We start from the raw sequence: 21,702 nt of genomic DNA on the forward strand, positions 1-21,702 counted from the left end.
GAAAGGATCCCAGCAAGAACGAGGCTTGTTAGCCTTCTACCTTGCGAGGGATCCTTTTTTCTATGAAAGATGAAATTTATTTTTGGCCGCAAAAATCCCTTGTCTGGATTTTTACAGCCGCACTTTTGATCAAGCTGTTTTTTCCGTTATTTTTCCCTCAAACTTCTTTAGTTTTTCATTGAGAAAACGATAGTATTTATTTATATTCCTTCCGATTGCATACAGCATGAATTCTTTGTACACTTTATCTGCAGAACGGTAATTAAAACGGCGGAAGTTTTCGTTTTCTTTGATATCACCGAAATGTCCTTCTGTCTGGATCGAACGTGTCTGCCGTTTTAGAATCCCGCGCTCACTTTGGATGTTTGCATGGGATTTTTCACGCAGTTCTTCCCACTGTTCATTGATCTTCATTACCTTATTTTTCTCAACATCCTTTTCGGCATTATATTTATACAGACAGCGGGCTTTATGTTCGCATCCGCTGCAGTCGGCGCAGCCGTAAACCTCAAAGGTCTGGGTATAGCCATCCTGCTCTTTGGTTTCCGTTCTTATGTGACGCAGTTCACGTCCGTCATGGCAGATATAGAACTGCTCATCTTCAAATACCTCAACCTTCATGTTGTAATATTTGCTGATATCTTCCGCATATGCACGTGTTTTACGTTTCTCATGATCCTGCAGTTTTATATAACTTTCTATCCCTTTTTCTTTTAAATAAAGCAGATTTTTCTCACTACAGTATCCGCTGTCAGCAGTCACCTCTTCCAGGACGCTGCCAAAAGCCTCCTGGTGTTTTTCCAGGACTGGGATCAAGGTATTGTAATCCGTCCGGTCATTACTTACATATCCGTGAACGATGAAATAATTTTCCACGGCGATCTGTACGTTGTACGCCGGCTTTAACTGTCCGTTCAGCATATGGTCCTCTTTCATCCGCATAAAAGCAGCTTCCAGGTCTGTCTTGGAATAGCTGTTCCGGTCTTTTCCCATGATCTCAAAGCATTCTTTATATCCCATCAGACGCTGGCCGAGATGCTCCAGTTCCTCATACAGCTGCTGGATCTCAGGTTTTCTTTTTCCTTTTCCATAAACGAACTCTATCCCTTCTCCAGTGGCAATCGTACTAGAGCGTGTTTGAAAAAGGCTTTCTGCAAGATGTGCGTCACAATTTGTGGGAGATTTTGTCCGGATGAGGGCGCCGTAGCGGGCTACGGCAACTGAATTCGGGCAAAATATACCGCAAAGTGGGGCGTGCAGATTGCGGGAATGATTTTTCAAACACGCTCTAAGGTTCTTCTGCAGTTTCAGGATTTCAAGCGGAGAGCAGTTATCAATCTCAATAACTGTATTATTTGCAAGTTTCTTATGTTTTGACAGCTTCCGTTTCCGGTTCTTTTCTATAACACTGCGGACTTTATCCATTCCCTCGATCACAAACATCTGTGCATTCCCGATATCATACTTTGGCCCATAACCATTCTCCTGCAAAAATGTATTATACCTGGCAAAGTTCAGCTCAATAGAATCTAGCAGACCAGCCAGATGGTAATTGATCGTACCGCGCCAGACAAATGTATAACGGTTTGCATTGGCTTCGATCTTAGTCCCATCAATAAAAAGTTCTTTTAGTGTAACAAGGCCTTCTTTTTGAAGCCGGAGCAAAAACTGGTAATTAAGATCATCCAATATTTCAGAAGTTAGCTTTTTCCCTTTAAATCCATAAAAAGCGTCCCGTTTTGGTTTCTGCCCATGGGTCAGCCAGATAAAAGCGAGATCTCTTTCACATAATTCTACAATACGGTCAACAGAACGTACCCCTCGCATGTTTGCGTAAGTAACCACAGCATACATCATAATTGGGTTATACCCGGTTCTTCCCTTATCTGAACAATTGGCCAGCAGACCAGAAAAATCTAAATCCTCCATCACTTTTTTCAGGGTATAGACTGGATCGTCGTCGGGTAAACTCAATTCATAGAAATTAAAGTTAATTTTCTATTGCCCTAATTCAAAAAAGTCGGTATAATAATTAGTTGTTAGCATAGTTACATTATAACATGTAACGGGGAGAAAGATGGTTGTCGGTAACCATCTTTTTTCTTTTTTTGATAAAAAATTTCGGGATGGTGTGACTCGGTATGAGTCACACCCTCCCTCTCTTAGAACTGTCTATTTCCCGACAGCCCCTTATTATATTATTTCTTACTGCGGTATGCTTCTGCTTCCCAATGTGTAATAAAGTATGTAATATCATCTGTCATGTGAAGCGGTCCGCCAAAGCTTTCTGCATATACTGCAAGCTTGATGGCATCTTTTACAAGAAGCTGTGCTTTTGCAGCTTTTCCCTTATCATCTTCCATAATAAAGGCGCCAACTCCCTGTACCAGAATCAGTCTTGGTTCTTTGTCATTCTCTGCCATAAATGCGTCCAGCGCTGCTTTTGACTGATCAATATTTTCTACAAATAACGGATATGGTCCACAATATACAATGTGATCCGGTGTAAACGGCTTCAGAAGCGGTGCAGCCGCTGCTTTATCTTTTACAAAATGATCAGCTTCTGCTGCAGGTACCACTTCTACTGCATGTCCCAGTAACTGAGAAAGCTTCTCTGCTGCCTGCTCTTTTTCAGGTGTAACCACATCACTGACATCAGCAGTTCTCTTTACCTGTTTCTCTAATTTACTGATCACATCATCAAATAACACTCCGATTTCCTCTACAGTATTTGCCGCAACGAAAATTCCGTGATTCTGAAGCAGAAGAACCTGAACATCTTTTCCGTATTCTTCTTTATAAGCATTCATTTTCTCATAACAGATACGCGCAAGTGTATATCCGGGTTTGCAGATATCGATCCAGAGTACATCTTTTCCAAGAAGCTGTTCGCTGAGTTCCTTTGCCCCTTTTCCGCAGGTCAGTCCATTGACAAGTGTAGGATGAACATGCAGTACATATGTATAGGCAAATAAATTATGAAGCAGTGCTTCCACACTTGGACGTTTGGTTTTGTCAGCATCTGTTACTGCAGCCATAACATCTGCAAGATACAGTGATTCACGTTTGACATCATCTTCAGGATAATCTGTCTTCATGATCTCATTCAAACGTGCTCTGCTCATTTCCACAAATTCCTCTGACTTGATTGTAGCAAGCTGTGTACCAGAGCCTTTTACATACAATGTGGTGTCGTCTTTTACTGAAGTATTACCACCGCCTGCAAGAACATAAGCAGGGTTGCTTCCATAAGTATTTGACATTTTTACTAGGGTTGAAAGATCCATAGTTAAAATTCCTCCCGTATTTATAATAGTTTTGTTGTTCCCCATTCCATTGTACACGATATCCTGCTTTTTTCCAAGTGTTATGGAGTAAACAGTAACGTTATAATAATCCCGCAAATAATCTCATAAACAGTTGTCCCAATCGCAGATATGCGCTGCGTCCGGTACTGTACTGTTCTGTGACTTCACGGCATTCATCCATTATTGCTGCAAGATCATTTCGGATATCCAGAACTGCCTGACAGTCTGCCATAAAGCAGCCGTTTTCAAAATGATGATACAGACTTCTGTAATCCAGATTTATGGTTCCGCAGGTTGCCATACAGTCATCTGCCACACTCATCTTTGCATGACAGAAACCAGGTGTCCATTCATAGATACGCACTCCATGTTTTACCAGTCCATGGTAAAAGGAACGTGTGATATTGTAGATTATCTTTTTATCCGGAATACCAGGTGTGATGATCCTCACATCTACCCCACGCTTGGCAGCCAGACACAGCGCATGGCTCATTTCATCTGTGATGATCAGGTACGGTGTCATAAACCAGCAGTATTTTTCCGCTTTATTCACCATACTGATATACACCTCTTCGCCTACCTGTTCATGGTCCATAGGACTGTCCGCATAAGGCTGGATAAAGCCTGTCTGCTTTGCCTGATAATCTGTCTGAACCAGAAATCCGGTAAAATCACTGTCATTTTTATCCTTATCACTGACAGCATTCCACATCTCCAGGAATGTTACTGTTAGGGAACGGACTGCCTCCCCCTCCAGACGGATACCTGTATCCTTCCACTGTCCATAAGGATGTGTGAAATTAAAATATTCGTTGGCAAGGTTGTAACCGCCGGTAAATCCCACTTTTCCATCGATCACTGTGATCTTGCGGTGATCCCGGTTATTCAGGAACACATTCAGACCCGGAGTAAAAGGGTTGAACACTCTGCAATGGATTCCCACATTTTCCATTTTCTTAATGAAGTCTGTATTGATAAACCCAATGGAACCCATGTCGTCATAAAATACTCTGACTTCTACGCCTGCCTTTACGCGGTCTTCCAGAACTCTCTGGATTTTATGCCAGGCCTGTGCATCCTCAATGGCATGATATTCCATAAAAATGAATTTCTCTGCCTTTGCCAGATCTGCCAGCTGAGCCTCCAGCCCTTTGACTGCCTCATCATAATAAATAACATCTGTATTCTGATAGACCGGATAGGAGGCATTTTTCTGTATATAATCAGAAATATTGCCTGCCTTCGGGATTTTCCTGCCAAGCTTTTCCCTGCACTCACTGTCATTGGGAAGCAACGGCAGAAGTTCCCTGTCGATCTGGTCATAACGCTCCCGCATTTTACGGGTACCGCCATTGAGACCAATCAGTAAGTACAATCCCATTCCCAAGATAGGGAATACAAGGATCAAAATAACCCAGGGCATTTTCATAGATGAAGTCTGGTCTGACGCATACAGCTTAAGAACCAGTACACCTGCAAGAAGCCTTGTCATCAGATTGATAATCTCCGCATATTGATTCAGCTTTGTGATCATAGCAATGATAAAAGCTGCTTCCAGTAAAATACATACTGCGGAAAAGCATAATCGTTTTACACCATTTTTCGTTTTCGCCCTGCCTTCCAGGGTATCCTGTTTCATATTCTTTCTCTCTCCCTCTGTCATTGTACGTTAATATTCACTCTATTCCCAGAACACATATCAGACGGATAAAATCATCCGCTCTTTTACTTGCTTATAACCGCTCCGCAGTTTCAGTCAGGAAAGATTTTCTGCACATTTATTTGTGCCTATATACTCTGCTACTTTATCTGTTACTTTATTGCAGATTACCGTATAGGCTGCTCCCAGTACATTGGCACCTATACGAAGTGCTACTGCTGCCGGCATTCCGAAGATCCCTGCTGCAATAGATAAAGCTCCAAAAGTATTAAATGCAGTCTGCCACGGATATCCTGCTGAATATCCAACTCCGATTCCTCCGATCATTCCAATGTACGGATACATGGATTTAGGAAGTACCAGATACAGCACAATAAACAGCAGACAGCCCACAACATTAAACATTCCTCTGCTCACAGACCTTGGGATACAGTCCTCTGTAAAAGGCAGACATACAGACATACAGGCGATTCCTGCCCACATTGCTCTGGGAAGTCCCAGAAGATTCATAAACAGCATTGCGCTGGATACGATCAGTGTCAGTTTCACATACCATCTGCTTCTTGCTGACTTAAGATCAAATTCCCGGAACAGATCCAGGAAGGTTCTTCGATAAGCTCTGTTTCTCTGATTCTTATAGAAGACGATCATACAGATCACCATTCCCACCAACAGACCGATCACACGGAAGGTATATTCCTTTCCTGTCACATCATAGCCCAGAAGCAGCAGATAGCCCAGAACAAAGGTGGAATGATTGTACATGATCACATTGTGACAGCCCAGTATCATCAGCAATAAGATACACACTACATTCACTGCAAATGCAGCTAACGGAGGTGCCATATTTGCCAGACGGGGGCCTGCCATAAGTATACCGAAGATCCCTGCAATGGAAAGCAGTCCATGTGTTGTCCTGATCCCGAAATCTGCCTGCCGCAGCACAAGCACTGCCAGCAGAACAGTAACACCCACTACACTGTTGTTGTTCCCTGTAAGCTTGCTGTATATGCTTACCACTGCCACACAGAATGCCATGACCAGATACACTTTAAAGTTATAGATCAGAATGTGCCGTCTTTTCTCTTTGGGGTCTGTGGTGTTTCTGATCAGCTGTTTGGAGCCGGTCGAACTCAATTGTAATTCCTGATAAAATGTCATGTCTCGTTACCTCTCTTTCGCGAAAATCTATAAAATAGTAACGAGCACTATACCGCAGTTCCCTCTGTTAGTCAAGACTTAATTATTTCTCCAGTTCTCTCCCAATTATTCTGTTAAGTTTCTTCTGATTATTGTGCCAAGTCTCTCCAGATCCTCATTGTCAGGATGAGATAACGCCCTGTCAAAGTTCTGGATCAGTTCTTCCAGGTTCGGCGCATGATCCGGTTTCTCCTTCATCTTTACATATCTGTCCCTGACTGACTGGGGCATTTTCCCCTGACACATAAATTCTCCCATTACTGTATTACTCTCATCCACAGATTCCTTAACTTTCCCGAGAACCTGCTGGAAATAGGCTTCACTGCCTCCGAAGCCTGCTGTTCCAAACAGAAAAATTTTCTTATTTTTCAGGCTTTTTAACAGTTCAAGTGTTGCAGGATCTGCATTCCCTATATCTGTCCAGAATCCAATGTATAATATATCGGATGAGAGAGCCTTCGCGCCTTCTGTTCCAAAATAATCACAGTTTTCCTCAGGCAGTATCTCCCTGATCTTCTCTGCAAGCTTCTTTGTGTTCCCTGTTTTACTGCTGTACAGAATTGAATATCTTTGTGTTTCCATGCTGTTTTACTCCTTTTGTTTATACACTCTCGGAGTCTTCCTTGTATTTGCTTTTGTGAGAAGATTCCGAGAGTACATTTTTATCTGCATTATTTATATCAGTTATACCTCTTCATCAGACACTCCATCCCGGAACATTTTCAGCAGTTCTTCCAGGCTTTCTCTCAGCTTCTCATTCTTATTATACTGAACCAGTACCACCGTAGCAATGACAGACAGGATCATGCATCTGCGGATCAGTTTTCGGATGCGGATACATCTCTTCACATCTTTTCTTCCCTTTTCATAGAGCTTCTCTGCCATCCTGTCAGCTCTGGCATCTTTGCAAGCAATATAATCATCAATCACCTGCTTATCCTCCTCACAGATATCCAGATTCTCATACTGACTCCTCAGCTCCTCGAGTTCTGCATTATTCTGTCTGATCACGGTATCTTTGCGGTTAATTCTCTCTGCTGCACTCCGGCTCATTCTCTCTGTTCGTTTACTCATGAAAAAAACCCCTTTCGTTTATTTTTTATTATCTCCTATTTTATACTTTTCTCAGGCTTTTCTCAATAAAATAATCAAGCAGATATTCGCAATGGCCTTCTTCTTTAAACTCTCTGAAATACAATCCTAAGCCTTAGTATTATATTTACACATTTTATTTTCTCTCCGACGGATACATATGCAGCCAGGGCACCGGCGATGTAATTTTATGGAAATTTTCTCTTGCAATTTCCCTCTTTTCCCCATTCTCCCCAAGAATCAGCAGGCGATCTGCCATTGCCAGGGAATCCGACAAATTCAAAGATAAGATCACAACTGAAATCCCCTTATCCAGAAACTTTTCCAACATACTCCAGATAAACATCCGGTGGGCAAGATCAGCGCCGCGGAAAGGCTGAATACAAAGCAGAATCTCTGGTTTCTGCAAAAGTACTCTTGTATACACCAGCTGATACTTCTGCTTTTCACTCAGCTCCTCCACCGGCATTTCAAAAACATCTCTCCCTAATATGGGACTGTACTCATTTCGAATACTTTTCCTAAGACATTTGTTATGCCAGATTGAAGGAACTTTCTCTGCCAGACAAATACAGAGATTATTCATATAATCCAGTTCTGGAAAAATCATAGTTTTTGTAGTACGTTCCTGGATTACTGCAATCCTGCCATTTCTCGGAATCTCTGTCTTCTTCCCATTCAACAGGATTTCTCCACTTTCCGGTAAAATATCTCCGGTTAAAATTCTCCTCAGTTCTTCCATTCCACCAGCATCCATAATCTGTACTGCCAGACATTCTCCCTTATGCACATCAAAGGAAAACTTGCAAGCTGCATTCTCTCCGTAGCCCTTCCACTGAAAAACAACTGGTGCAGCCTGCTGCCCTTCCCTTTTTTCTGTATGATAACGGACCATGTCATTATATTCCGTCATGTAAGTTACAGGCGGATCATTGAACAGTTCCTCTCTTTCCAGAATCTTCTGGATTCTTCCATTTGTAAACAGCGCACATCTGTCACAGATACTGGAAATCTCCTCCAAATGAGAACAGATATAAAGAAAAGAAAAACCTTTTTTCACATAATGACGGATAATTGCATGAAGCTTTTTCAACTCGTCATCACTGACAAGGGCTCCAACCTCATCCAGCACGATCAGATGATATCCCATAATCACTGCCCGGAGCAATTCTACAATGATCCGTTCAAAAGCAGAAAGCTTCTCCACATCTTTATCAAGAGGAATGTCCATTCCGATATCTTCGAAAAAGGGCTTCATCTGCCGGTTCAGGATCTTTGTGCGAATCATCCACTGACGAAAGCCCGGACGCAGCACAAAAATATTATCTGCAATATTCAGATTTTCTGCCAGAGAACTTTTCTCCTGGATAATGCTGATCCTGTTTGCTGCCTTATAATTTTCTTTCCAGGTATTTACCTTTTCCCCTCCATAATATATATAACCGTCATAGAGGGGAAGATTCCGTTCCAGAAGCTTCAGAAGAGCTGTTTTCCCATGACTGTTAACAGGCAGAAATCCCATAACCTCCCCCTGAAAGATCTGAAGGTTGAAGTCCTTCAGCTTTACAACCTCATCCTCTTTATACGTCACACGCTCCATTCTGAGAACTTCATTTCTCATGCCAGCACACTCCTGTTTTTTACCTGTCTGTCGTCAGTAAGTATAGGGATGGTGATCTCCACATCTGTTCCTTCTCCCGGTACAGAATAAACGTGCATACCATATTCATCCCCAAAAATCAGATGGATTCTGTTATTCACATTCACCAGAGCGATTCCGCCCTGTTTTTCTTCGTTGTCGTGAAAAGCTTTGGTTGACTTGCCCAGCTTCTGGTTCAGCTTTGCCAAAGTCATCTCATCCATTCCCACACCATCGTCGGAAATACGAATGAGCAGGCGATCCTTTGTACACTGAAAACGGATGTAGAGATTTCCGCCACCAACCTTCAGTTCCACGCCATGGATAATGCTGTTTTCCAGAATAGGCTGCAACGTCAGTTTGGGGATTCTACAGTTCATGATCTTTTCATACTCTGCAATATCATAATCAATATGAAGCTGCAGCCGATCCCCGAAACGATATTTCTGAATTCCAAAATAAGTCTCACAGTTGTCCAGCTCTTCCTCCACAGAAACCAGATTCTCCACCTTGGTAATGGTGTAACGGAAAAATCTTGCCAGAGCTTCTGTCATATCTGCAACGCTGTCCAGGCCTGCAATAATAGCTTCTCCACGGATGCTTTCCAGTGTATTGTAGAGAAAGTGGGGATTGATCTGATTCTGCAAAGCCAGGTACTGAGCCTGTCTTTTGTTCAGATCCATATATTGGGGAGAACGCACAATACGGTCTACCATTTTCATCTGCTTCTGGATGCTTGGAGTCAGGTTCAAGAGCTCCATATCTTCTTTTTCGGAAAAAATATAACCATCCAGAAAACGATTCGTCATTTTTTCACAACGCATGTAAGGACGGTGAATCCACAGCCAGAATACAATTGGAAACAAAATTGCAAATATTGTTATAATTATGGCCATCCACCAGGGTGTTTCTCCTTTATATGCCAATAGCAGCTGAATTACCGCCAGAATAATAAAAACTCCGAAGATCACCGTTCCAAGAACAAGAGCACGGTTGGATATGTATTTTAATTTTTCTTTGAATTTCATTTTTGATTTATCCATACAATTTTCTATATGTAGAGGGTTTCACCCCTGCCGCTTTCTCAAAGGTATGTGTGAAATGTTTCGGATCGTTATATCCTACCTTCCGGCAGATCTCTGTTACTGGAAGATTGGATTCCCGAAGGAGCAGCTTGGCCTGTTCCATTCTCACGTTGATCAGATATTTGGCAAAACCTTCTCCTTCTGTCTTCTTGAATAAGGCACTGAAATAAGCAGTGCTAAGTCCCACCATCTCGCTGACTTCCTCTAAGGTCAGCGGATCACTGAAATGGTTCTGAATATATTCCTTTGCCTTGCGAACCGGGCGGATAGTATCATTTTCATAGCGTTCAGCCTGCTCCTGGATATATTTTTGCTGAAAATCCCCAAGACAGGAAAAAATTTCCTCTATTTTTCCACATTTGTCACACTGTTTACGGAATTCCTCCACAGTGGCAGTGCGCTCTGGAATCCGAATACTTGCTGCAAAAATATCAGCTGCTGCATATACCAGTTCGAAAATCTCGCTGCCCCGGATTTCTTTCGCCTTATTTACCGTATCCTGCAAATCCTCTACTGCTTCTGCTGCATTCTGAATGCTGGAAATTTCTACGGCATGGGTAATCTCACGAAGATACTTTTTCAGCAGCTCACTCTCCTGGATTTCTGAAGCTTTTCCCATACAGTCGAGAACCCGTCCATCCCCTTTTACCAGTCTTTCCTGGATCAGTTTTCGGGCTTCCTGCATAGAGTCTGCCAAACGCTCTGCCTCTTTGTATGCTGCTCCAACTGCCATGGAAAAGCTTACATGCTGAAACATGTTTTTCTGGATTTCCATCTGGGTAAGACTGCTCTTCATGCTTCGGCGGATGGATTCTTTCTCACTTTCCGGATAGTTAAGAATACCATAGCAATAGTCATCACGAATCAGAAGAATTAATTCGCGACTGTCATTTTTCAGATTTCGTTCCAGGGCCTCGCGAACTTTTTCCATAAGTACCTCACTGGAAGTGGAGCTGATTTCTCTCTCGCCAGCCATACCTGTTGTTCCATCCATTCTGCCGCCAGAAATGATCTTTCTTCCATAATCCACTTTTACGCAAAACGCCTGGTATACTCCCTGTCTTGCTTTCAGATGATAAATGCTCGTCAGTGTGTCCTGTGAAACCGGCATATCCGGCTGATCCAGCAGCCGGTCGATCAGATTCGCCCGTAAATGGTCATCATCTCTTTTCGCCTTATTTACAAGCTCCTGGTGATTCAGTTCCGACTCCTTGCGCTCCCCGATCTTTTTCTGCAATTTCTGCAGGGTAGCAGTCAGTTCCCCCTTGTTTACCGGCTTCAGAAGATAATGTCCCACGCCGTAACTGATAGCCTGCTGTGCATACTCGAAATGGGCGTAACCGCTGATTATGATCACTTCCAGAGCAGAATCCAGCTCCTTCACCCTTTTTACCAGCTCCAGACCACTGCAGCCTGGCATGCGGATATCTGTGATCAGAATGTCCGGCTGTGTCTGCTGTACCATTTCGCAGGCATCCTCTCCGTTGTGGGCAATTCCTACCACCTTCATTCCCAAAGAATCCCAGTCAATCAGTGCCTGGATCAGCTGGCAGATCCGCACCTCATCATCTGCAATTACTACCTTTAAAATCTCCATGTTCTCCGTCCCCATTACATAATTACTGTGAAAGAATTTTCCTATTTCCATAGAAACTCTTTCCATTTTTCTTATTTATAATGATAATCCATTTCAGCAATTTAAGCAAGAAAACCGCCGGAAAAACCGACGGTTTCTTGCTCCTTATATTACTGTTCCAGTCATCACCACATACATGGTATTCCATGAACAATATTCTTTTTATTTCAGATTATTTATCAGAATCCTTTGTGATCACAGATACACCTGTATCTGTAACTTCTCCACCAAGCTCCTCGCCGTTGATTGCTTTTACAGCTGCTTTTACGCCTTCAGATCCCATAACATCCGGGTTCTGAGCCATTGTGCAAAGAAGATATCCGTCGTCGATCAGATTCAGAATTGCATCAGATTTATCAAAACCAACACCGATGATGTCAGCGTTTCCAGCTGCTTTGATGGCATTTCCAGCACCAGTTGTGGAGCCTTCGTTACATCCAAAGATACCAACAACACCCTGTGTAATGTAGTTCTCTGCGATACTCTGGGATTTTGCAGCATCACCTTCGCCGTACTGTGTTTCCATGATCTCGAAGTCTGTGCCGTCAAATGCTGCGCGGAAGCCTTCCTCACGGTTTACGCAGGAATCAGTAGCTGCGTTTACATTAATAATACCGATTTTTCCGGATGTAATACCAGCATCCTCAAGAGCCTTCTTCATTTCTTCTCCTGCTGTTGTTCCAGCTGCTTTGTTGTCTGTGGAGAAAGTAGCTTCTGCCTCTACATTTGCAGGGGAGTCAACATATACAATCTTAATTCCCTGGTCTTTTGCTTCCTGAAGTGCGGAAGAAATAGCGTCTGGTCCGTTTGCAGCAACCATGATCGCGTCATAGCCGCCTGCTACTGCGTTATTTACACACTCAATCTGCTGAGCATCATCCTTTGTATTTGGGGACATGAAGTCAACTGTTACCCCAAGCTCTTTAGCTTCTTCCTGAGCGCCTTCATTCAGGGTGATCCAGTGCTGGTCGATAGAGTCCATTGTAATCAGCGCAATTTTCTCATCACCTGTAGCCTTAACATCATCTGATGCATAAACAGTAGCTGCTCCAAGGGAAGCGATCATAGATACTGCACATACCATAGCTAAAAGTTTTCTTTTCATTGTAAAAATCCTCCTAAAAATTATTTTTTATAACTACCCGCCTTCTCCATTTGCGGTTTAGTTTCATAACAGGTTATTTTTTTCTGTGTTTTCCAAACTGGCCGTTTCTTACAACTACATCCAGCAATACGGCTGCAACTACGATCACGCCGATTACAACTCGCTGGATACCAACCTGTGCACCGATCATGTTCAGACCATTTTCCAATGTCTGCCAAACGGCTGCACCTGCGAAGGTTCCAAGAAGGATTCCTGTTCCTCCAAGTGGGGAAACGCCACCGATTACGCCGGCAGCTACGCCGTACATCTCGTACATGTTTCCAGCTTCCATATTTCCCATACCAGCCTGTGCGCAAAGGATAAGGCCAACCACACAGGAGCATACGGAGCTTACCAGATAAGTCTTTACTGTGGTGGAAACTACGTTTACACCAGAAAGCTTTGCTGCGTCCACGTTAGAACCGATTGCGTAAATATGACGGCCTGTACGCGTCTTGGATAAGATAAAGAAAAATATAACAAAAATAACAAGTGCAATCCAGAATGTGTTATAAATGCCAAGTGTTTTTCCGTAATAAAAACATTTTTGGAATGCATCAGCCGTTTCTTTTCCAACACCTGTTGCAATGGCATCTGTATTTCTGTTTCCGTTTACCATGTAGGCAATTCCTCGTGCTACGAACATGGTTCCCAGTGTTGCAATAAATGGAGGAAGTTTAAATTTTCCAACCAGATATCCGTTTACCACACCAACTACCAGACAGGCAATCAGTGCAATCACGATTGCAAGGAATGGTGCCATTCCTGTTGTCATTAAAGTAGCTGCGATCATAGCGCTCATTCCAACCATGGATCCAATTGACAGGTCAATGTTTCCAGTGATCAGTACGTAACTTTGCGCAATACCGATCAGCAGGTACTTGGACATGGAACGCAGCAGGTTCAACACATTCTGTCCAGAAAACACCGCCGGGTTAATGATGCCAAATGCGATATAAATAATGACCAGCCCCACGAACGCGGTAAGTGCTGCCCCCATTCCCCTGATCCCCAATAACTTCTTTAAGGGGCGTTGCTGTTTACTATTCATTTTTACTTCCTCCCTCAGTTTCCTTAATACCCTTGTTTTCAAAGGATGTTGCCATTGTCAGGATCTCGTCTTGGGTGGCTTCCCTTGCTGAAACCTCACCGGTGATACGTCCGTCACACATTACGATGATACGGTCTGCAATCCCCATGACCTCCGGCATTTCAGAGGATACAAACATAACTGCAATTCCCTGTTTTTTCAGCTCATTCATCAGATTGTAAATTTCTACCTTTGCACCAACATCAATTCCTCTTGTTGGTTCATCGAAGATAACAACTCGTGAATCTCTTGCAAGCCATTTTCCAACAACTACTTTCTGCTGGTTTCCACCGGAAAGATTGCCGGAATCAATTTCCACGTTCGGTGTTTTGATCCGGAGATCTTTCACTGCTTTTTCGCAAAGAGCATCTTCTTTTCCTGAGTTTATCACACCCATCTTGTTACATACAAGGTCAAGATTTGGCAGTGCCAGATTCTGGCGAATGCTTAATTTCGTACAGAGACCGTCTTTTTTACGATCCTCAGGGGCAAGTACAACACCATTTCGGATAGCATCCATTGGACAATTGACTTCGATTTTTTTACCATCCACATAAAGCTCTCCGCCGTCTTTCGGGTCAACACCGAAGATAGCTCTTGTAGTCTCTGTTCTTCCGGCTCCCATCAGTCCCGCAAATCCTACAATCTCACCTTCATATAAAGAAAAATTAATATCGCGGACCATTTTTCCGGCATTGAGATTTTTCACCTCAAAAATCTTCTTACCTTTCTCACATTCCACTCTCGGGAATTTCTCTTTGATCTCACGGCCTACCATATTTTTGATAATATAGTCCATGTCCATGTCTTTGAAATTACCGTCTGTTATGTATTGTCCATCTCGCATGATGGTAACTCTGTCCACGATATGGGCCAATTCTTCCAGTCTGTGTGAAATGTAAACGATTCCTCTTCCTTCATCCCTCAGCTTACGGATGATACGGAAAAGATCATCGATTTCTTTTGCTGTCAGAGAGGATGTAGGCTCGTCCATGATCAGAATCCTTGCATTGATGGAAAGTGCTTTTGCAATTTCAACCATCTGCTGTTTGGATACTGGCAGATCTCCTACGATCTGATCCGGACTGATGTCAATTCGAAGATCGTCCAGAACCCTCTTGGCTTCTTTCCGCATCTTCGCATTATTTAAGGATAAACCACCTTTTACTTCTCTTCCAAGGAACATGTTCTCCGTTACCGTTAAGTGCTTGCACATGTTCAATTCCTGATGAATAATGGCTACTCCTGCTTCCTGGGCCTGCTTTGGTGTCAGATCGTCATAGGATTTTCCGAAGATTTCCATCGTTCCTTCGTCTCTGGTATATACACCGCTGAGGATTTTCATCAAGGTTGATTTTCCGGCTCCGTTTTCCCCAAGCAGCGCCATAACTTCTCCAGAACGCAGCTCAAATTTCACATGATCCAGGGCCTTTACGCCCGGGAAACTTTTGCTGATATTGTTCATGGAGACAATGACCTCATTCATTCCATTCCCTCCTCATTTATTTGTTTTTGCTTTCCTTTGTTGATATTATCTTAACTCATATGGCAGGTTTAGGATAGAGGGGGAGAGTTTGGGTTTATGGGGGGATTTTTATTGTATTAAGGCTATGTATAAAAAAACAGGATCCTACTTCATGCAGAATCCTGTCAGCTTTAACAGATGCTTTATCTCGCTGAATTTAACCGCCTGACTTTATAAGTACTGGCTGAACTCAACCTTCTCTTTATTCGGTCCCTCAATTGTAAAGAACTTTACCCCGTTTTCCCAGAAAGGAAGAAAATGAACAATATCATTGGTCGTATTTAATCCTGCCTGATTAATCATTTCATATACTTTTTCAATATCTTTTACATCAATCGCCATATGATCGATTGCACCGGATTCCATCTTAGCCGCTTTATTTTCATATGTCTCAACAACAAGTGTATTTAATTTCAAAAAAGCAACCTTTTCATCCGCTTCCTCATTTACTGTACGAAAAGCAATTTCGAATCCAAGAACCTCATAAAAATCAATCGTTGCTTCAATATCATTTGTCGGAATTCCAATATGTTGAATTCCATTAAGCTGTTCTTTTAAATTCATTTTTTACCCTCCAGTCTTTCTTCCACTTGCGTTAACTTCGGCATAGCCGGAATTGCACCTTTTTTCTCCACACAGATACTTGCTGCTGCATTTCCAAACCGTGCATATTCTGCCAGTTCTTCCAGAGTCAGTTCATCTATTCTTTTATCAGATTGGCTGAGTTTGTACAGGAAACTGCCCCAGAAGGAATCACCTGCTCCATTTGTATCTGCCACATACTCTACTGCAAATCCCTCAACTATACGTCCACCATCCTTATTATAAATATAAGTTCCATTTCTTCCAAGTGTTATTGCTACAATTTTTACTCCCTGACGATATAATTCTTCTGCTGCTTCAATAACATTCTCGTATCCTGACAAAAGCTCTGTTTCTTCGTCTGAAATTTTCATAATGTCAACATATGGAAGCAGGCTTCTCATATGCTCTTTTGCAATCTCTTCATTTTCCCATAATGATGACCTGTAATTGGGATCATATGAAATAATACTTCCCTTGTTCTTTGCTCTTTTTACTGCATAAAAAGTAGTATCTCTTGCAGGCTGATCTGTAAGTGACAAAGACCCAATGTGAAAAATGTTAGTCTGGTCAAGGATATCAACATCAAGTTCTTCTTTCTGGATCTGTGTATCTGCTCCCGGCTTTCTTGCAAACGAAAAAGTTCTCTCACCTGATTCATTTACTTCCACAAACGCAAGTGTTGTAAAATATTTTTTGTCCAGCAGCATTCCTCTGGTATCCACATTTTCCTTCTGAAGTACAGACCTGAGAAATTCCCCATGCATATCCTCTCCTGCTTTTCCAATAAATGCAGTATGGGCTCCCAGTCTGCTGGAAGCAACAGCCACATTTGCCGGTGCACCTCCTGGATTTCTCGCATATAGCATCTGCCCATCCTCATTTAATCTCTGAGAGGTGAAATCAATCAATATTTCTCCAAATACAGTGATATCATAAATGGATCGACAGGCTGCATCATTTGTGTCCATCAAAAGATCTGCCTCCAACAGCTTATGAAGGATCTGTTCACACTCTTTATCATTATCCGTATGGACATGCAGCTCCCCTTTCTCAAAATCAGGCATACTCAATACGCCAAGCATAGATTTTGCATTTACTGCATAACGACCACAGCACAATTCTACATCACAGGGGATTGGTTCTACTATACTTACAAGTTTTCTCGCATTCTGCATGGTTTTTAAAACTACTTTTACGATCATCCGCTATACTCCTTATGCAAACAGGCTGATTACAATTGCACAGATCAATCCTGTAAAGCCTATAATAGTTTCCATCATTGTCCATGATTTTAAGGTTGTCTTTTCATCTATCTCAAGCAGAGAACTTACCAGCCAGAATCCGGAATCGTTCACATGGCTGAATGCTGTTGCTCCTCCATTGATAGCACAGACCATAGCTGCCAGATAAACAGGAGATAATCCTGCCACGCCTGGCATAGCTGCCATAATACCGGCTGCCATTGTCATAGCCACTACTGCTGCGCCTACAGATGCACGGATTAATGCTGCGATCAGAAATGCCACCAGCACCAGTGGAAGACCGCTTTTCTCCAGTGCCGGTCCAATGATGTCACCCATACCACAGTCCTGCAATACCCAGCGGATAATTCCTCCACCTGTGATAACAAGCAAAATCTGCCCTGTAGGGCGCAGGGAACGATCCATGATCTTCTTTAACTGTTCTCCATCATAATTCTGTTTTTTGCCAAGAAAATACATTGCTGATAATACGGCTATGATCAATGCTACAAATGGTGTTCCAAAAAATTCCAGAACAGGACGAATAGCATCAATTCCCGGAATATACGTAGAAAGTGTATTGCATAGAATTAAAATCAGCGGAACAAGGATAATACACAGCACAGTAGAAAATGCGGGAAGATTCGCTTCATCTTCCTGTTTGACCTCCTGAATATTAAACGGAAGTCCTGTATTAATACGGCTGCCGATAAATTTTGACCACAAAATCCCTGCAAAAATCAAAGAGAGAATACCAACAGGAACACCCACTGCAATCATAACTCCCAAATCCACATTGAGCATATTTGCAACAAGTACAGAGCCTGCTGATGGCGGAATAAACGCAAATCCAGTTGCAAGACCTGCCAATAAAGGGATCACATAATATAATGTAGATTTTTTGGTTTTCCTGGCAAGTCCGAATGCCAGTGGAATCAGGATTACAACACCAGCTTCAAAAAAAACAGTTGTACCAACTACAAGTCCTGTGATTCCAAGTGCAATTCCTGCTTTCTTCTCACCAAACTTATTTACCAGTGTCTGGGCAACACACTGCGCTCCTCCTGACACCTCCAGAATCCCTCCAAATAAAGATCCCAGTCCAATCAACAATACGATTCCCTGCAGAGTTTCACCTGCCCCCTTCTCTACTGTGCTGACCAGAGTCGGAACCGGCATACCGGCTCCGAGCCCTATAACCAAAGCTGAAATCAGCAGGGATAATACTGGGTGAATTTTAAATTTAATAATAAGTAACAGTAACAATACAATGCCTGCCGCTGCTGCGATTAACAGCCTTGATGGCTCTGCTGCAAATGCTGCTTCTGTCATTTCAATTTTCCTCCTGATAATCAGTTATAATCTCTGTCTGATGAAAATCATCCAACATATTTGTGTATTGTTGCTCTTACAGCTCCAGGTCCTGCAAGCATCTCACGGAACATGCCCTCAATCTTCTCTCCCACACCATCTTTATAAAGATCAGTAAAGAACAGGCGCTCATTGGAAAGAATTGGTTTTAACTGATCTGTGAAAGTCTCAGGTTTACCTACTACAATATCCTTAAACTGTTCCTGCAGTTCCTCATTCATTGGGTCCGGTGCAAGTTCAAATTTATCTCCTTCATCATCTACACCAAGCATATATCTGAGCCATCCTGCAATTCCGAGAGGTATCGCAGTCAGTCTGGAAGCATCTCCGAATTTCTGTACATATGCTTTAATAGTTTCACCAAAGCGGATACCAACCATCTGAGATACATCTACTGCCAGACGAAGGTTTGTGTCTCCCAGATATTCATTTGGAAAACGATCGTTAAAAAGCTCATCCACAAATGCCTGCGGAGAGAGAATTCCAGGATCAGCAACTACCGGAAGACCTTCATCATAAGCAACCATACGCGCCATTTTCATCATATCTTCATTTGTATTAAGCATATGTGCAAACAGATCATATCCAAGAACTACTCCCAGAGGACCTGTAGCAGAATGGACCGGATTCAGGCATACTGTTACCTTCATACGTTCAGAAAGGTTAACTGTATTTCTGTCCGCCATATATACGCCGAAACCTTTTTCCAAAGCCGGACGTCCGTTTGGGAAGCTGTCCTCAATTACAAGATACTGTGGTTTCTCAGCATTGACAAATGGCGCAATGTATGTCTTCTTGCCTGTGATCACCGGCTGCATCTTCTCAACACCCAGATTTTCAAGGTCTGCTGCAATCTGCTCACTTGGACGAGGTGTGATCTTATCAATCATTGTCCATGGAAAAGCAACTACTTTTTCATCACTTACATAGTTCACAAATCCCTCATCAACAAATCCTGCTTTCTTCCACTCTTCTGTCATTGTCATTACTGACTCACGGAGCTTTGCGCCATTCTGTGAGCAGTTATCCATGGAAACCAGTGCGATCGGATATCTGCCAGCCTTATATCTTTCATAAAGCATTGCAACCAGAACTGCCATGGCACCACACGCTTTATCCGGTCCATTCTTGATATCTGCCTCTACAAACGGGAACCATGTTCCGTCAGCTTTCTGCAATGCATATCCTTTCTCTGTAATTGTAAAGGAAACCATCTGCAGGGATTTACTGGTAAAAATCTCCTTCAGCCGACTCCACTGGACTTTATCAGAAGACTGTGCTTTCACTGCTTCTGCAAGAGCTCCGATCACTTTATATTCACGCGTACCATCACCATGCAGGATTACACTTAATCCCAGATTATCATATGGATCATAAATCTTATCTACTACATCATAATCAAAGGTTTCCACACAGGTAATGCCACGATCCAAAATTCCTTCTTCCAGAAGGCCATCTGCAATCCCACCGATAAATATGCGGAAAATATTTCCGATACCAAAATGAACCCAGCCTGGTTCTTTCTTTGCCTTCTCCGAAACTGCTACCACATCATAACCCGGAAGGGTAATCCCTGCATGCTTCCACGCTTCCTGTTCTTTAATTCCATTAATTGATAACTTCATGTTATATCCTCCTTTTTCTTCCTGCAACACTTATTATTTGTTATTACGCTTTTTACTTACACGTATATCTAAACCGTAAGTTGAGTATATATCTTTTCTTTTCAAAAATCCATTGACAGAGATTCTAATTTTTAAATAACTTTTTTGTCTATTTTTACCATAAATATGTTGTTAATCCGGTTCTCATTACAATCTTGCAGAATATATTTTTTCATTACAATTCATTTGTATTGCTTTTTTTTCGTTCTGTGCTACAATAAATTTGAAACTTAACATTATCTTGCAACATAATCAGGAGAACATTATGAGTGAAAAGGGATTAACCAACATTAGCCTCAAAAAAATAAATAAATCAAAGGTTTACCAATATATTTACAGAAAAAAAATGACCTCCAAGCTGCAGATCGTTCAGGAACTACAGATGGGCTTATCCACTGTCAGTCAGAACCTGAACCTCCTGGAGCAGGAAGGTCTTATAGAAAAAAATGGTTTTTTTGAATCCACCGGTGGCAGAAAAGCAAATGCCATTCAGATCGTATCAGATTTTAAAATTTCCATTGGTATCGGTATTTTAAAAGGTATGTTTCATATTACTGCTGTAGATCTGTACGGAAATGCTTTCTATACGGATACCATTCCGCTTCCATATTCTAACACGCCAGATTACTATAAACAGGTTACTGATACTGTAAAGGAATTCATTTCATCACATCAGTATGACAATGACAAAGTACTTGGCATCTCCATTGCCACACAGGGTATCACATCTCCGGATCATACTACTGTATTATATGGGGATATCATGAATAACGCTGGCATGAAACTGGATGATTTTTCCAGATATCTTCCTTATCCCTGTTATCTGGAGCATGACTCAAAATCAGCTGCATTCCTTGAATTATGGAAGCATCCGGAGCTTGATAGTGCTGTTATCATCCTGCTGAACCGAAATCTGGGCGGCGGTATCATTACTGATCATCAGATTCACCAGGGAATCTCCATGCACAGTGGAACTCTTGAACATATGTGTATTAATCCTGATGGACCACTTTGTTATTGCGGTAGCCGTGGCTGCCTGGAAACCTATTGTTCTGCCAACGCACTGGAGCAGGCTGCAGGTATGCCTGTCAAAGAATTTTTCCCTCTTCTGCGCGAAAAAAAATCTCCCCAGATCATACAGGTCTGGAAAGATTTTTTAAACCATCTGGCATTTGCCATGAAGAATTTAAACCTTATTATTGATGCACCGATCATCCTCAGCGGCTACCTTGCACCTTATTTCACAGCGGAAGATATTGAATACCTGACAGAGCATCTCCATACTGCTGCACCATTCATACTGGATAAAATCCAGATACTGGTCGGTACTAATGGGCAATATACACCGGCAATTGGAGCTGCGCTACATTATGTAGAGAAATTTGTTCAATCAATTTAATGATACCAGTGTCAAAAGGTCAAAAGGGGCTGTCGGGAAATAGACAGTTCTAAGAGAGGGGCT

General features: G+C 42.3%; 17 protein-coding genes. 1 reads left to right on the forward strand and 16 read right to left on the reverse strand.

The annotated features are described in order from the left end of the window. Window positions 1-129: 129 nt before the first annotated feature. The 16 genes from H8S54_RS19590 to H8S54_RS15145 form a co-directional block, all read right to left on the reverse strand. Complete coding sequence (locus H8S54_RS19590) at window positions 130-1,995, reverse strand: DUF6783 domain-containing protein (protein ID WP_456298167.1); 1,866 nt, start codon at window positions 1,993-1,995, stop codon at window positions 130-132. A 203-nt stretch (window positions 1,996-2,198) separates the two neighbouring features. Then, entirely contained in the window at window positions 2,199-3,287 is a 1,089-nt protein-coding gene (locus H8S54_RS15075) for a class II aldolase/adducin family protein (RefSeq protein WP_117851307.1), read from the reverse strand. Window positions 3,288-3,387: 100 nt separating this feature from the next. Further along, entirely contained in the window at window positions 3,388-4,947 is a 1,560-nt protein-coding gene (gene cls, locus H8S54_RS15080; protein ID WP_117851068.1) for a cardiolipin synthase, read from the reverse strand. 117 nt (window positions 4,948-5,064) lie between these two features. Beyond that, complete coding sequence (locus H8S54_RS15085; protein ID WP_117851070.1) at window positions 5,065-6,129, reverse strand: FUSC family protein; 1,065 nt, start codon at window positions 6,127-6,129, stop codon at window positions 5,065-5,067. Window positions 6,130-6,234: 105 nt separating this feature from the next. Next, entirely contained in the window at window positions 6,235-6,750 is a 516-nt protein-coding gene (gene bilS / locus H8S54_RS15090) for a flavodoxin family protein BilS (RefSeq protein ID WP_186901749.1), read from the reverse strand. 102 nt (window positions 6,751-6,852) lie between these two features. Next, a complete protein-coding gene (locus tag H8S54_RS15095) occupies window positions 6,853-7,242 on the reverse strand; it encodes a hypothetical protein (protein WP_117851074.1) in 390 nt (129 codons plus the stop codon). 154 nt (window positions 7,243-7,396) lie between these two features. Further along, window positions 7,397-8,881: an ATP-binding cassette domain-containing protein gene (locus H8S54_RS15100; RefSeq protein ID WP_117851076.1), complete on the reverse strand. Its 1,485-nt coding sequence runs from the start codon at window positions 8,879-8,881 to the stop codon at window positions 7,397-7,399. Then, complete coding sequence (locus H8S54_RS15105) at window positions 8,878-9,927, reverse strand: sensor histidine kinase (RefSeq protein WP_117851309.1); 1,050 nt, start codon at window positions 9,925-9,927, stop codon at window positions 8,878-8,880. The genes H8S54_RS15100 and H8S54_RS15105 overlap by 4 nt, the downstream gene beginning before the upstream one ends. 7 nt (window positions 9,928-9,934) lie before the next feature. Beyond that, window positions 9,935-11,632 carry a response regulator gene (locus H8S54_RS15110; protein ID WP_173765720.1) on the reverse strand — a complete coding sequence of 566 codons (1,698 nt, stop codon included), beginning with the start codon at window positions 11,630-11,632 and terminating at the stop codon, window positions 9,935-9,937. 160 nt (window positions 11,633-11,792) lie between these two features. Further along, complete coding sequence (locus H8S54_RS15115; RefSeq protein ID WP_117851081.1) at window positions 11,793-12,725, reverse strand: ABC transporter substrate-binding protein; 933 nt, start codon at window positions 12,723-12,725, stop codon at window positions 11,793-11,795. A gap of 73 nt (window positions 12,726-12,798) precedes the next feature. Then, window positions 12,799-13,815: an ABC transporter permease gene (locus H8S54_RS15120; RefSeq protein ID WP_117851084.1), complete on the reverse strand. Its 1,017-nt coding sequence runs from the start codon at window positions 13,813-13,815 to the stop codon at window positions 12,799-12,801. Then, window positions 13,808-15,340, reverse strand: a complete 1,533-nt coding sequence (locus H8S54_RS15125; RefSeq protein WP_117851086.1) for a sugar ABC transporter ATP-binding protein — start codon at window positions 15,338-15,340, stop codon at window positions 13,808-13,810. The genes H8S54_RS15120 and H8S54_RS15125 overlap by 8 nt, the downstream gene beginning before the upstream one ends. A gap of 210 nt (window positions 15,341-15,550) precedes the next feature. Continuing rightward, window positions 15,551-15,943: a VOC family protein gene (locus tag H8S54_RS15130; protein ID WP_021926711.1), complete on the reverse strand. Its 393-nt coding sequence runs from the start codon at window positions 15,941-15,943 to the stop codon at window positions 15,551-15,553. Next, window positions 15,940-17,166 (reverse strand): PfkB family carbohydrate kinase, encoded by a 1,227-nt coding sequence (locus H8S54_RS15135; protein ID WP_186901750.1) that lies wholly within the window; start codon window positions 17,164-17,166, stop codon window positions 15,940-15,942. The genes H8S54_RS15130 and H8S54_RS15135 overlap by 4 nt, the downstream gene beginning before the upstream one ends. Window positions 17,167-17,178: 12 nt before the next feature. Next, window positions 17,179-18,537, reverse strand: coding sequence for a GntP family permease (locus tag H8S54_RS15140; RefSeq protein ID WP_117851088.1), 1,359 nt, complete (start codon window positions 18,535-18,537; stop codon window positions 17,179-17,181). Between the two features lie 47 nt (window positions 18,538-18,584). Beyond that, complete coding sequence (locus tag H8S54_RS15145; RefSeq protein WP_117851091.1) at window positions 18,585-20,201, reverse strand: mannitol dehydrogenase family protein; 1,617 nt, start codon at window positions 20,199-20,201, stop codon at window positions 18,585-18,587. Between the two features lie 304 nt (window positions 20,202-20,505). On the opposite strand from H8S54_RS15145, the gene H8S54_RS15150 reads away from it, so the two are divergent. After that, entirely contained in the window at window positions 20,506-21,639 is a 1,134-nt protein-coding gene (locus H8S54_RS15150; protein ID WP_117851093.1) for an ROK family transcriptional regulator, read from the forward strand. Window positions 21,640-21,702: the final 63 nt, after the last annotated feature.

The organism is Blautia segnis (genome assembly GCF_014287535.1).
Taxonomy (GTDB): Bacteria; Bacillota; Clostridia; order Lachnospirales; family Lachnospiraceae; genus Blautia_A; species Blautia_A acetigignens.

Coding starts and splice junctions, on each gene's coding strand:
- H8S54_RS15085 (WP_117851070.1), bottom strand. CDS start 6,129: ATGACATTTTATCAGGAATTACAATTGAGTTCGACCGGCTCCAAACAG.
- H8S54_RS15130 (WP_021926711.1), bottom strand. CDS start 15,943: ATGAATTTAAAAGAACAGCTTAATGGAATTCAACATATTGGAATTCCG.
- H8S54_RS15105 (WP_117851309.1), bottom strand. CDS start 9,927: ATGAAATTCAAAGAAAAATTAAAATACATATCCAACCGTGCTCTTGTT.
- H8S54_RS15100 (WP_117851076.1), bottom strand. CDS start 8,881: ATGAGAAATGAAGTTCTCAGAATGGAGCGTGTGACGTATAAAGAGGAT.
- H8S54_RS15110 (WP_173765720.1), bottom strand. CDS start 11,632: ATGGAAATAGGAAAATTCTTTCACAGTAATTATGTAATGGGGACGGAG.
- H8S54_RS15150 (WP_117851093.1), top strand. CDS start 20,506: ATGAGTGAAAAGGGATTAACCAACATTAGCCTCAAAAAAATAAATAAA.
- H8S54_RS15135 (WP_186901750.1), bottom strand. CDS start 17,166: ATGATCGTAAAAGTAGTTTTAAAAACCATGCAGAATGCGAGAAAACTT.
- H8S54_RS15115 (WP_117851081.1), bottom strand. CDS start 12,725: ATGAAAAGAAAACTTTTAGCTATGGTATGTGCAGTATCTATGATCGCT.
- H8S54_RS15095 (WP_117851074.1), bottom strand. CDS start 7,242: ATGAGTAAACGAACAGAGAGAATGAGCCGGAGTGCAGCAGAGAGAATT.
- H8S54_RS15145 (WP_117851091.1), bottom strand. CDS start 20,201: ATGAAGTTATCAATTAATGGAATTAAAGAACAGGAAGCGTGGAAGCAT.
- H8S54_RS15120 (WP_117851084.1), bottom strand. CDS start 13,815: ATGAATAGTAAACAGCAACGCCCCTTAAAGAAGTTATTGGGGATCAGG.
- H8S54_RS15125 (WP_117851086.1), bottom strand. CDS start 15,340: ATGAATGAGGTCATTGTCTCCATGAACAATATCAGCAAAAGTTTCCCG.
- H8S54_RS15075 (WP_117851307.1), bottom strand. CDS start 3,287: ATGGATCTTTCAACCCTAGTAAAAATGTCAAATACTTATGGAAGCAAC.
- bilS (WP_186901749.1), bottom strand. CDS start 6,750: ATGGAAACACAAAGATATTCAATTCTGTACAGCAGTAAAACAGGGAAC.
- cls (WP_117851068.1), bottom strand. CDS start 4,947: ATGAAACAGGATACCCTGGAAGGCAGGGCGAAAACGAAAAATGGTGTA.
- H8S54_RS15140 (WP_117851088.1), bottom strand. CDS start 18,537: ATGACAGAAGCAGCATTTGCAGCAGAGCCATCAAGGCTGTTAATCGCA.